Origin of the sequence: Streptomyces sp. NPDC088124 (genome assembly GCF_040685895.1) — a bacterium.
Lineage (GTDB): Bacteria > Actinomycetota > Actinomycetes > Streptomycetales > Streptomycetaceae > Streptomyces.
The window spans coordinates 56,872-67,631 of the sequence record NZ_JBFBJB010000028.1 but is presented as its reverse complement, the minus strand read 5'-3'; the positions used below and the strand labels follow the sequence as shown (position 1 = coordinate 67,631).

The following is a 10,760-nucleotide window of genomic DNA, read 5'->3' as shown; positions in this document are numbered from 1 at the left end:
TCGTCGCGGGTCTCGCTCTCCGAAACAGCAACGATCCTCGCACGGGCCGCCGACAACGGGGCGGCGCGGGGAGCGGGGAATGACCTCGGCCGGGCCACGCGTTGACGACTTCGAGGTGCGTCCACCCGCCATATGAGGAGAGAAATGTCCGCGAAGACTCCTGTCGACTTCTGGTTCGACCCCCTGTGCCCCTGGGCCTGGATGACCTCCCGCTGGGTCCTCGAAGTGGAGAAGGTGCGTGACATCGAGGTCCGCTGGCACGTGATGAGCCTGGGGGTGCTCAACGAGGACAAGCTCGACCAGCTCCCCGAGGAGTACCGGGAGAACATGCTCCCCGGCGGCAAGTCCTGGTGGGCGGTCCGCGTGGTCGTCGCCGCGCAGCAGCTCCACGGCGACGAGGTGGTCGGAAAGCTGTACACCGCGCTCGGCACGCGCATCCACAACCGGGGCGAGGGGACGAACCGCGAGTCCATCGCCGGGGCCCTGGCGGACGTGGGGCTGCCCGCCGAGCTGATCGAGTACGCCGAGTCCGACGCGTACGACACCGAGCTGCGCGCCTCCCACAAGGAGGGCATCGACAAGGTCGGCCAGGAGGTCGGCACCCCGGTCATCGCGGTCCCCGGCGCGGACGGCGAGCAGATCGCCTTCTTCGGCCCGGTGGTCACGCCGGCGCCCAAGGGCGAGGAGGCCGCGAAGCTCTGGGACGGCACGCTGATGGTCGCGTCGATCCCGGGCTTCTACGAGATCAAGCGCACCCGCACGGCGGCCCCCAGCTTCGAGTAGCCGCTTCACCGCCCGTCCGCGATCACCGAAGGGCCCCCGCGAGTCATGTCCTCGCCGGGGGCCCTTCGTCCTTCCGTCCGCGCGTGAAGGGTGAGAAGACGATCACGAGCAGGACGTCCATGGGTGCCTGGACCGTCAGGTCCCTAGACCGTCACGGCGCGAGCAGGAGGCTGTGGGCGCGCTCCTTGGCGGACGCGTAACGCTTCGCCACGTCCTGCCAGTTCACGACGTTCCACATGGCCTCGATGAAGTCCACCTTCTGGTTCTTGTACTGGAGGTAGAAGGCGTGCTCCCAGGCGTCGAAGACCAGGATCGGCACGGAGCCCTGGCCGACGTTGCCCTGGTGGTCGTAGACCTGCTCCACGATCAGCCGCGCGCCGACCGGCTCGTACGCCAGCACGCCCCAGCCCGAGCCCTGGGTGGTGGCGGCGGCCTTGGTGAGCTGCGCCTTGAAGCCCGCGAAGGAACCGAAGGACGCGGTGAGGGCGTCCGCCAGCTCGCCGACGCCGTCCGCGGCGAGCGGTTCACCGCCTCCGTCGCCCGCCATGTTGTGCCAGTAGATGGAGTGGAGGATGTGGCCGGAGAGATGGAACGCGAGGTTCTTCTCCAGCCCGTTGATCGCTCCCCACGACTCCTTGTCGCGCGCCTCCTCCAGCTGTTCGAGGGTGTCGTTGGCGCCTTTGACGTAGGCCGCGTGGTGCTTGTCGTGGTGCAGCTCGACGATCTGCGGATCGATGACCGGTTCGAGCGCCGCGTAGTCGTACGGCAGCTCGGGAAGTGTGTACACGGCCATGGCGGGCCCCTCCGGCTCTCTTATTGCACATCTTATGCAACTGCACGCTAGCAGCAAGAGGGGGTGAAGGAGGCGCGTGACATCGCCGCCGGCGCACGGAACGCCCCCGGCGCAACGGGTGCGCGGGTGTGACACCTCCGACAACGCGCTGACCTCCGCTTTGTGGACGGCTGACGGTGAAACGCCGGGCACGCGTGGGTTACGGTCGGGCTGTCCCCGGCGCCCACCACGGCGCCCCGCCACGCCCACGCCCGATCCGCGGAGTCCCCATGAGCACTGCTGCCGCAGCCCCCCGTACCGGAGCGGTTCTCGCCGACCTCCTCCCCGCCAGCCGCACCCGGGACATCGCCCTGGTCCTCGGCGGCGCCGCCCTGACCGGCCTCGCGGCCCAGATAGCCGTGCCCGTCCCCGGCTCCCCGGTCCCGGTGACCGGCCAGACCTTCGCCGCGCTGCTCGTCGGCACCGCGCTCGGCGCCCGCCGCGGTTTCCTCTCCCTCGCCGTCTACACCCTGGTCGGCATGGCCGGGGTCCCCTGGTTCTCGGCGGGCTCCTCGGGCCCCGGCGGCGCCTCCTTCGGTTATGTCCTCGGCATGCTGCTCGCCGCCACGGTGGTGGGCGCCCTGGCCCGCCGCGGCGGCGACCGCTCCGTACTCCGCACCGCCGGGACGATGGTGCTGGGCTCCGCCGTGATCTACGCGGTCGGCGTCCCCTACCTCGCGCTCTCCGCCGGGATGTCACCGGCCGCCGCGCTCTCCGCGGGCCTGGTGCCCTTCCTGCTCGGCGACGCGCTCAAGGCGGCGCTGGCCATGGGCGCGCTGCCCGCCGCCTGGAAGCTCCTCGGCAACAAGGGCTGACGGACCGCAGGGGATGCCTCAGCAGCCAGGACCGCCACCCAGCGGGTACGGGACGGCGCCGGCCAGCAGCTCGCGACGGACCGGGAAACCGGTCGGGAGAGCGGCGGGTTCGGCGTCGTAACCGGGATCGCCGGGGCGCAGGACAGCGGCGGCGCGAGGGGTTTCGGACATGGGTGAGGCTCTCCGCTTCGCTCGGGTGCGACAGATGCGATGCGGAGAGCCTCGACGCCATACCTGACAGAAGCCGTCAGCTATTCACCGGCCGCCACGGTGGCCTCGCTGTCCGACCGCCGCTGCCGCGCCTCGCGCACCAGCGCGACCGCCACCACGAGGGCCGCCACCAGCAGCGACAGCAGCACCTGTTCCCGCGCCGCCTCGTCGGTGAGCATGTAGACCAGCACGAACGAGATCATCGCGATCGTCGCCCAGGTCAGATACGGGAAGAGCCACATCCGTACGACCAGCTTCTCCGGCGACTCGCGCAGGATGATCGCGCGCATCCGCAGCTGTGTGAAGCAGATCACCAGCCAGACGAAGAGGGCCACCGCGCCCGACGAGTTCAGCAGGAACGCGAAGACCGTGTCGGGCCACTGGTAGTTGAAGAAGACGGCGACGAAGCCGAAGGCCACCGACGACAGGATCGCCGCCTGCGGCACGCCGCGCCCGCTCGTCCGCGCGAACGACGCGGGCGCGTCCCCGCGCCGGCCGAGCGAGAACGCCATCCGGGACGCCGTGTACAGGCCGGAGTTGAGACAGGACAGCACCGCCGTGAGCACGATGACGTTCATGACCTGCCCCGCGTGCGGGATCCCGATCGAGTTCAGGGCCGCGACGTACGAGCCGTCCTTGGTGATCGACTTGTCGTTCCAGGGCAGCAGCGTCAGCACCACGAAGATGGAGCCCAGGTAGAAGACGGCGATCCGCCAGATCACGCTGTTGGTCGCCTTGGCGACGGCGCGCTGCGGGTTCGAGGACTCGCCGGCGGCCAGCGTGACGATCTCGCTGCCCATGAAGGAGAACACGACCATCAGCACCCCGGTCAGGATCGCGCCGGGCCCCTGGGGGAAGAACCCGCCCGCGTCCGTGAGATGCCCGAATCCGGCACCCGGGTTGTCCGAGCCCGGCAGCAGCCCGAAGACCGCAAGCAGCCCGACGACGACAAATCCGGTGATCGCCACGACCTTGATCCCGGCGAACCAGAATTCGAATTCGCCGAACGACGAGACCGACGCCAGATTGGTCCCGGTCAGCACGAGCATCACGATCAGCGCCCACGCCCACTGCGGAACGGCGGGAATCCAGCCCTCCAGGATCTGTGCGCCCGCCGTCGCCTCGACCGCCAGCACCACCACCCAGAAGAACCAGTACAGCCAGCCGATCGAGAAGCCCGCCCAGCGGCCCAGCGCCTGATCCGCGTAGGCGGAGAAGGAGCCCGAGCTGGGCCGCGCGGCGGCCATCTCGCCCAGCATGCGCATGACGAGCACGACCATCGCGCCGACCAGGGCGTACGAGAGCAGAATGGCCGGTCCGGCGGCCGCGATGCCGGAGGCGGAACCGACGAACAGGCCGGCGCCGATCACACCGCCGATCGCGATCATGGACAGGTGCCGGTTCTTGAGACCGGCGTGCAGGCCGTCGGAGGAGTTCGGATTCCCAGGCTCGCTGGGCATTCCGCCTTCCTTCGTGGGGGACGGCAGGGAGGTCATGCGAGAATCCTTACGTCTGCTGGTAACCCGAATGACGAGCTCCCGCATTCAAGCGTTTGCCTCGCTGTTGACGGAAGTGGCAATTCCGTATCTTTACCCGGGCCCGGCGCTCCGTAATGGAGCGTTGATCTGGAGCACCGCTACCCATCCCTGCCCCAGCCATGCGCGGGCCCCGCCGCGCGTGCCACACTTCGCACCATGCGCGTGTACCTCGGTTCCGACCATGCAGGCTTCGAACTCAAGAACCACCTCGTGGAGTGGCTCACCGCCCAGGGCCACGACCCGGTGGACTGCGGCCCCCACATCTATGACGCCCAGGACGACTACCCGCCGTTCTGCCTGCGCGCCGCGGAGCGCACGGCCGCGGACCCGGACAGCCTCGGCATCGTGATCGGCGGCTCGGGCAACGGCGAGCAGATCGCCGCGAACAAGGTCAAGGGCGTCCGGGCCGTCCTCGCCTGGAGCGAGCAGACGGCCGCGCTCGGCCGCGAGCACAACAACGCCAACGTCATCTCCGTGGGCGGCCGGATGCACACCCAGGACGAGGCGACCAAGTTCGTCGAGACCTTCCTCGCCACCCCGTACTCCGGCGAGGCGCGCCACACACGCCGGATCGACATGCTCACCGCGTACGAGACGACCCGCGAACTGCCCCCGGTCCCGGCCCACCACCCGCAGCCGGAGAAGTAGCCCCACCCGTGCCGCCGGGACCGCCCCCGGCGGCACAGTCATGCCGCGCCACAGAGGAAGCCGAGGAGCCACCGTGCCCGAGGGGCATACGATCCACCGCCTCGCCGAGGACCATCTCGCCCGCTTCGGCGGCCGGCCGGTACGGGTCTCCAGCCCGCAGGGCAAGTTCTCCGACAGCGCCGCCCTCCTCGACGGCCAGGTGATGACCGGCGTCGACGCGCACGGCAAACACCTCTTCCTCGGCTTCGGAGGAACGGGCGATCGCGGAGGAGCGGACGAGCCGGAGCACGCCGGGCGCACCGGGGCGGCCGGCTGGGGCTGGGTCCATGTACACCTCGGGCTCTTCGGCAAACTCGGCTTCGGTACGGACCCGGCCCCGCCGCCCGCCGACACCGTCCGCCTGCGCCTGACCGGCGGCGGCCACTACGCGGACCTGCGCGGCCCCACCACCTGCGCCCTGATCACCGCTCCGGAGAAGCAGGCCGTCCACGACCGGCTGGGCCCCGACCCGCTGCGCGTCCGGGACGGCGCCGCCGACGGCCACGGCGAGAAGGCGTGGGCGCGGATCTCCCGCTCCCGTACGACCGTCGCCGCCCTGCTCATGGACCAGAAGGTCATCGCGGGCGTCGGCAACGTCTACCGCGCCGAGGTCCTCTTCCGCCACGGCATCGACCCGTACCGGGCCGGCCAGGACCTCACCCGCCGCGAGTGGGACGCGATCTGGGCGGACCTCGTCGCCCTCATGCGCGAGGGCGTACGGCACAACCGCATCGACACCGTCCGCCCCGAGCACACCCCCGAGGCGATGGGCCGCCCGCCGCGCGTCGACGACCACGGCGGCGAGGTCTACGTCTACCGCCGCGCCCGGATGCCCTGCCTGCTCTGCGGCGCCGAGATCCGCACCGCGACGCTCGCCGCCCGCAACCTCTTCTGGTGCCCCGGCTGCCAGCGGAGGTAGCGCCCCCCGGTCAGGAGGGGCAGGCGCTCAGAATCCGTGCGGCAGCCACGGCGCGACATCCGACCCGAACGCGACCGACGCCGCGTCCAGCGCGCCCGCCCGTATCTCCCGCACCCGCCCCGCGCCCGCCAGCGCGGTCAGGGACGTATCGCCCAGGTAGACGGCGCTCAGCTCGTTCACCGAGACCACCAGGTCGGGCGCGTCGGCGGTCCGCGCGCAGGTCGCGCCCTTCGCGTCGCCGCTGAGCCGCCAGCGCCCCTCGTTCCAGGGGCAGAAGGCGTCCGTCACCTCCAGCACCACATCCACCGGTGTCCGGTACGTCCGCGCCTCCAGCGCCGGGGCCAGCTCCACCGGCCGCAGATACAGGTCGTCCCGCATCCGCAGCGCGCACCGGCGGAGGTCGGAGACCAGATACCGGAACGGATCGTCCACGGGCCGGCTGCGCACCCGTACCGCCGACGTCAGGTCGATCCCGAAGAGGAAACGCCACAGCTCGGCGTAGGCCACCGGGTCGGCCGCGTGGAGATCCTGCAGCTCGATCGTGCCCTTCGGACCCGCCATGTCCCACTCCGGGCGGTTGTGGAAGAGCGTGAACCCGACCACCTCGCCGTCCCGCTCCGCCAGCACGCACTGGAGGGGGGAGAGGCCGTCGCGCGCCACGCCCGTGCCGACGACGGGCAGCCGCTCCCAGCCGGGGCGGCGGCCGAGCATCCCCGGGCGCCGCGCGACCTCCGCCGCGTACAGCGCCTCGCACGCCTCCCGTACCTCCGGGTCGTCCGGCCGTACCCGGCGCAGACGTATCTCGTCGCCCTGCCCGTCACCGCCCCCGGGCGCCTGGATCCGTACCCGGGACGTGTCGATCTCCGCGGTGAGCGCGTGGCTCGCGACGCCGTAACCGTACCGTCCGTAGATCATCGGTTCCGACGCCGTCAGCACGGCGAGCGGTTCGCCCCAGGACCGGACGTCGTCGAGCTGGCGCCGCATCATCGAGGTGAGCACCCCGCGCCGCCGGTGCGTGGGCGCGACGCTGACCCGCGTCACGCCCGCCGTCGGCACCTGGGCGCCACCGGGCACCGAGAGCCGGAAGCTGTACGCCCCGGCCGTCCCCACGCACTCGTCCCCGTCCCAGACACCGATCGCCCGCTCGATCTCGGCCACATCGCGCAGCAGGTCCGGGTCCCCGATACCTCCCTCAACACCCCCGAACGCGAGCTCCAACGCCCCCTGCCAGGAGGCGTATTCGGACTGGCTCGGCACCCTCAGATCCAGTGTCATATGCCATCAGTACCAGGCCTCGGACGCCGAGGCGACCCGATTTCGAACACAATGTCACGGGGGTCCCCCTGCGCGGCGGCCGGGCGGCTCGGTAGGGTCCACCACGATGGCCGGTGTCGCAAGAGCGGATGCGTACTCGGCCCGGATGCGCAGGAGGCTGCACCGGGCCCGGATCGGTGTGCGCAGATCCGCCGTCGACTACTTCCGCGGCGACGGCTCCGACTGGATCGCGCTCGTCGGGCTGCTGCTGACCGTCCCGGCCATCGCGCTGACCACGATCGCGATACCCGTCTGGTGCGCGCCCTCCGCGCTCGTCCTGCCGATCGTGGCGGGCGGCCTGGTGCTGCGCCCCGCGAGCCTGCTCAGCCTGTACGCGGCGGCCGCGGCCGCGCTGATCGTCGAGTCGATGGTCCTCGGCCCGTACCCGGACGGAGCGGCCACGGTCACGCCGGGCACGGTCCTGGTGGTGGCGGCCTGCGGCCTCTTCGGGCTGCTGATCGCCCAGTTCAGGGCGCGGGTCGGGGTGCCCTGGCGGCGCGGTGGGACCATGCTCTTCGACCTGCGCGAGCGGATCCGCGTACAGAGCGCGCTGCCCTGGCTGCCGACGGGATGGCACCGCGAGATGGCGCTCCGCCCGGCCGGCGGCCAGTCCTTCTCCGGCGACTTCGTGGTCGCCGCCAGGACCAACGGCGGACGCACCCTGGAGGTCGTCCTCACCGATGTCTCCGGCAAGGGGATGGACGCCGGATCGCGCGCCCTGCTCCTGTCCGGCGCCTTCGGCGGGCTGCTCGGCTCGCTCCCGCCGAACGCCTTCCTCCCCGCCGCCAACGGCTATCTGCTCCGCCAGGACTGGGACGAGGGTTTCGCCACCTCGATCCACCTCGTCCTCGACCTGGACTCCGGCGACTACGAGCTGCTCTCCGCCGGACATCTCCCCGCGCTCCAGCTCCACGCGGGCAGCGGGCGCTGGGAGGAGAAGTCGGGGGAGGGCCCGCTGCTCGGTGTGTACGAAGGGGCGCAGTTCGACCCGGTCAAGGGCTCCCTGCGCCCCGGCGACGTGCTGATGCTCTTCACGGACGGACTGGTGGAGGCGCCGGGCCGGGATCTGGGCGAGGGCATCGACCGCCTCACCGGCGAGGCCGACCGCTATGTCGCCCCGGGGTTCGACGGCGCGGCCTGGCATCTCATCGAGGCGGTGGCGAAGGACGTGAACGACGACCGCGCACTGCTCCTGATCTGCAGAGAGGCCGGGCAGACTCCGTCGAGCCCGCCCGGCCTCCCGGCCTGAGCCGGTGTGGTCGTCCGGTGGATACCGGTGTGGTCGTCCGGTGGACGCCGGCGTGATGGTTCGGTGGACAGGGACATCCGTAACGGAACAGGTGTCCGGTAAACAGGTATCCGGTAACAGTGCGGGCATCGCCGGTCAGCTCGTCACGGCTGCCTCTGTGTCCAGGCCGTCCCTGCTGCCCCGGCCGTCGGCGCGGGACGCGCCACCGGCGCCCGGGGTGTTCCCCGGTCCGTCACCGTCCCCGTCCTGGCGTCCGCCCGGCAGGATCCGGGCGAGCCAGTGCGAGCGGCCGGCGGCCAGCGGGCCGAGGACGGCGAGGAGCAGGACGTACCCCGCGATGAAGGGCGCGAGCCGGCTGTCGAGGCCCGCTCCCGCCGCCATGGTGGCGAGGATCAGCGCGAACTCGCCGCGCGCGAGCAGGGTCGTGGAGATATTGGCGGCCGGTCCCGCGCCGAAGCCGAAGATCTTCGCCGCGCTCACCCCTGCGGCGACGTTCATCACCAGCGTCACGACGACGGCGGCGAGGACGGGCCACAGGACGGTCGGCAGATCACCGGGGTTGATCGACAGGCCGAAGGCGAAGAAGAAGATCGCGCCGAACGCGTCCCGCAGGGGGTGGACGAGCTCCCGGATCCGGTCGCCCGACGTGGTGGCGCCCAGCATCAGGCCGACCATGAACGCGCCGATGGCGTCCGCGACCCCGAACCACTCGGAGACACCGGCCACCAGGACCGCCGCGCCGAGGAAGGTGATGACGAGCAGCTCGTCGTCCTTGGTGTTCATGAACCGGCCGACGACCTTCGTCCCGAACCGGGCGGCCAGGGCGAGCAGCAGCAGGAAGCCGAACGCCTTCCCGCCGTCCATGACCGCCGCCGACGCGCTGTCCGCGCCGGACAGGATCGGCTGGAGCGCGGCGAGGTAGAGGGCCAGGAAGATGTCCTCGACCACGATGATGCCGAGGATGGGCTTCGTCTCGGGGTTGCCGATACGGCCCATGTCGACGAGCACCTTGGTGACGATCGCCGAGGACGAGATCCCGAGCACACCGGCGAGCACCAGCGCCTCGGAGGTGCCCCAGCCCAGCGCGAAGCCGAAGCCGAGCCCGGCGCCCACGTTCAGCAGGAGATAGGCGCCGCCGGCGAGCGCCATCTTCCGGCCGCCCGCCTTGAGGTCGTCGAGGTGGAATTCCAGACCGAGGTAGAAGAGCAGCAGCACCAGGCCGAGCGCGGAGAGCATCTCCAGCTCGTGCGGGTCCTTGACCAGCACGATGCCGGGTGTGTGCGGGCCGAGGAGGATTCCGGCCAGGATGAACAGGGGGATCGTGGGCAGACCGATACGGCCGCCCAGTCGGGCGAGAACGGCGGCGGCCAGGAAGGCGCCACCCATGGCTATGAGGGTCTCTGCGTGTCCGATGGGATCGCTCCTCCGTCGAGATTGAGTCAAGGGTGCGTCAAGAAATCGTCAGTAATTAGTTTACCAAACGATTTACCGAGTAACGGAAGGCGGCGGAGGTTCGTCGAGTGCAAATCGCCAACAACCGGTATCTACAAGTCAATTGGCCGGAATTGATGGAGTGCCGGACCCCCATCTGCGGGGAGGTTGATGGCACGATGGTCCGAGCAGGATGTACGGGGTACGTGGTGTCGCACGCGACCCCGCGGGGCTGGGCTAGGCGGACCGACCGAGGGTGTGATCAGTTGTGGCCATCTCACTGTCTGTGGTGCTTCTGTTGGCGGTCATCCTCGTGGTGCTCATCCGCGGTGGCTCGATCAAGGCGGGTCCGGCGATCGTCGCGATCCTCTTCGGTTTCTTCCTCGCGTCCACCAACATGGCGCCGTCGGTCAACCGGTTCCTCAACTCGATAGCCGACACCATCAATCAGATCAGCTTCTGACCGGCCCGCCCGGCCGTAGGGTCCGGCCGGTCCCGGAAACGCCGCCGGCCCGACCGGTGACGTACGCACCTGATCGGGCCGGGGCCATGGAGCGGGCGACGGGAATCGAACCCGCGTAGCTAGTTTGGAAGACTAGGGCTCTACCATTGAGCTACGCCCGCACAGCGCGCGCCGCAGGTCCGCATGACCCGGGCACGCACAACATCGTAGCGGGTCCCGGGCGTTCGCCGCACACCCGTAAAGCGCCGGTCAAGGATGACGGAGGAGCCCCTGCGGGGATGTACCCTTCGTGTCGCACCGACGGGGTGTGGCGCAGCTTGGTAGCGCGTCCGCTTTGGGAGCGGAAGGTCGTCGGTTCGAATCCGGCCACCCCGACCATCGTTCAAGATCACGTCGCACGGTCACATTGTGGGGCTCTTCCCGCTTGCGGTTACTATGCAAGCTGCGTGCCCGTGTGTCTGCAGAGTCTCTGAAGACCCGGGCCGAATCCGCCGGGCCGCGCCGCGTGTGCGGCGAATC

Annotated in this window: 11 protein-coding genes and 2 tRNA genes; 7 read left to right on the top strand and 6 right to left on the bottom strand. The window is 70.5% G+C overall.

Annotated features, from left to right (window positions below; translation table 11 throughout):
* Positions 1-144 precede the first annotated feature (144 nt).
* Positions 145-783, top strand: coding sequence for a DsbA family protein (locus tag AB0P17_RS23520; protein ID WP_365813843.1), 639 nt, complete (start codon positions 145-147; stop codon positions 781-783).
* A gap of 151 nt (positions 784-934) precedes the next feature.
* Here the strand turns inward: AB0P17_RS23520 and AB0P17_RS23515 are convergent, their stop codons facing one another.
* Positions 935-1,576, bottom strand: coding sequence for a superoxide dismutase (locus AB0P17_RS23515; RefSeq protein ID WP_365813842.1), 642 nt, complete (start codon positions 1,574-1,576; stop codon positions 935-937).
* Between the two features lie 269 nt (positions 1,577-1,845).
* On the opposite strand from AB0P17_RS23515, the gene AB0P17_RS23510 reads away from it, so the two are divergent.
* Positions 1,846-2,430 carry a biotin transporter BioY gene (locus AB0P17_RS23510; RefSeq protein WP_365813841.1) on the top strand — a complete coding sequence of 195 codons (585 nt, stop codon included), beginning with the start codon at positions 1,846-1,848 and terminating at the stop codon, positions 2,428-2,430.
* An 18-nt stretch (positions 2,431-2,448) separates the two neighbouring features.
* On the opposite strand, the gene AB0P17_RS23505 is transcribed toward AB0P17_RS23510, so the two are convergent.
* Both AB0P17_RS23505 and AB0P17_RS23500 read right to left on the bottom strand, forming a co-directional pair.
* Positions 2,449-2,601, bottom strand: coding sequence for a hypothetical protein (locus AB0P17_RS23505; RefSeq protein WP_365813840.1), 153 nt, complete (start codon positions 2,599-2,601; stop codon positions 2,449-2,451).
* Positions 2,602-2,681: 80 nt separating this feature from the next.
* Complete coding sequence (locus AB0P17_RS23500; RefSeq protein ID WP_365813839.1) at positions 2,682-4,100, bottom strand: amino acid permease; 1,419 nt, start codon at positions 4,098-4,100, stop codon at positions 2,682-2,684.
* Positions 4,101-4,334: 234 nt separating this feature from the next.
* On the opposite strand from AB0P17_RS23500, the gene AB0P17_RS23495 reads away from it, so the two are divergent.
* Positions 4,335-4,826, top strand: coding sequence for a ribose-5-phosphate isomerase (locus tag AB0P17_RS23495; RefSeq protein WP_365813838.1), 492 nt, complete (start codon positions 4,335-4,337; stop codon positions 4,824-4,826).
* Between the two features lie 73 nt (positions 4,827-4,899).
* Entirely contained in the window at positions 4,900-5,784 is an 885-nt protein-coding gene (locus AB0P17_RS23490) for a DNA-formamidopyrimidine glycosylase family protein (protein ID WP_365813837.1), read from the top strand.
* Positions 5,785-5,811: 27 nt separating this feature from the next.
* Here AB0P17_RS23490 and AB0P17_RS23485 read toward each other — a convergent pair whose 3' ends face one another.
* Positions 5,812-7,059 (bottom strand): GNAT family N-acetyltransferase, encoded by a 1,248-nt coding sequence (locus AB0P17_RS23485; RefSeq protein WP_365813836.1) that lies wholly within the window; start codon positions 7,057-7,059, stop codon positions 5,812-5,814.
* A gap of 106 nt (positions 7,060-7,165) precedes the next feature.
* Here AB0P17_RS23485 and AB0P17_RS23480 point away from each other — a divergent pair, with 106 nt between their 5' ends.
* Positions 7,166-8,347, top strand: a complete 1,182-nt coding sequence (locus AB0P17_RS23480; RefSeq protein ID WP_365813835.1) for a PP2C family protein-serine/threonine phosphatase — start codon at positions 7,166-7,168, stop codon at positions 8,345-8,347.
* A 135-nt stretch (positions 8,348-8,482) separates the two neighbouring features.
* Here AB0P17_RS23480 and AB0P17_RS23475 read toward each other — a convergent pair whose 3' ends face one another.
* On the bottom strand, positions 8,483-9,733 hold the full coding sequence (locus AB0P17_RS23475; protein ID WP_365813834.1) for a cation:proton antiporter: 1,251 nt from the start codon (positions 9,731-9,733) through the stop codon (positions 8,483-8,485).
* Between the two features lie 313 nt (positions 9,734-10,046).
* Between AB0P17_RS23475 and AB0P17_RS23470 the strand changes: the two genes are divergently transcribed.
* A complete protein-coding gene (locus AB0P17_RS23470; RefSeq protein ID WP_365813833.1) occupies positions 10,047-10,241 on the top strand; it encodes a hypothetical protein in 195 nt (64 codons plus the stop codon).
* 87 nt (positions 10,242-10,328) lie between these two features.
* On the opposite strand, the gene AB0P17_RS23465 is transcribed toward AB0P17_RS23470, so the two are convergent.
* Positions 10,329-10,402: transfer RNA gene (locus AB0P17_RS23465), tRNA-Gly, on the bottom strand.
* Between the two features lie 140 nt (positions 10,403-10,542).
* On the opposite strand from AB0P17_RS23465, the gene AB0P17_RS23460 reads away from it, so the two are divergent.
* Positions 10,543-10,619, top strand: a tRNA-Pro gene (locus AB0P17_RS23460).
* The last annotated feature ends 141 nt before the right edge of the window (positions 10,620-10,760 follow it).

Bases quoted from the DNA above. Each gene is read 5' to 3' on its own strand.
- AB0P17_RS23480 (WP_365813835.1), top strand. From the start codon at position 7,166: ATGGCCGGTGTCGCAAGAGCGGATGCGTACTCGGCCCGGATGCGCAGG.
- AB0P17_RS23495 (WP_365813838.1), top strand. From the start codon at position 4,335: ATGCGCGTGTACCTCGGTTCCGACCATGCAGGCTTCGAACTCAAGAAC.
- AB0P17_RS23505 (WP_365813840.1), bottom strand. From the start codon at position 2,601: ATGTCCGAAACCCCTCGCGCCGCCGCTGTCCTGCGCCCCGGCGATCCC.
- AB0P17_RS23500 (WP_365813839.1), bottom strand. From the start codon at position 4,100: ATGCCCAGCGAGCCTGGGAATCCGAACTCCTCCGACGGCCTGCACGCC.
- AB0P17_RS23520 (WP_365813843.1), top strand. From the start codon at position 145: ATGTCCGCGAAGACTCCTGTCGACTTCTGGTTCGACCCCCTGTGCCCC.
- AB0P17_RS23475 (WP_365813834.1), bottom strand. From the start codon at position 9,733: ATGGGTGGCGCCTTCCTGGCCGCCGCCGTTCTCGCCCGACTGGGCGGC.
- AB0P17_RS23510 (WP_365813841.1), top strand. From the start codon at position 1,846: ATGAGCACTGCTGCCGCAGCCCCCCGTACCGGAGCGGTTCTCGCCGAC.
- AB0P17_RS23515 (WP_365813842.1), bottom strand. From the start codon at position 1,576: ATGGCCGTGTACACACTTCCCGAGCTGCCGTACGACTACGCGGCGCTC.
- AB0P17_RS23485 (WP_365813836.1), bottom strand. From the start codon at position 7,059: ATGACACTGGATCTGAGGGTGCCGAGCCAGTCCGAATACGCCTCCTGG.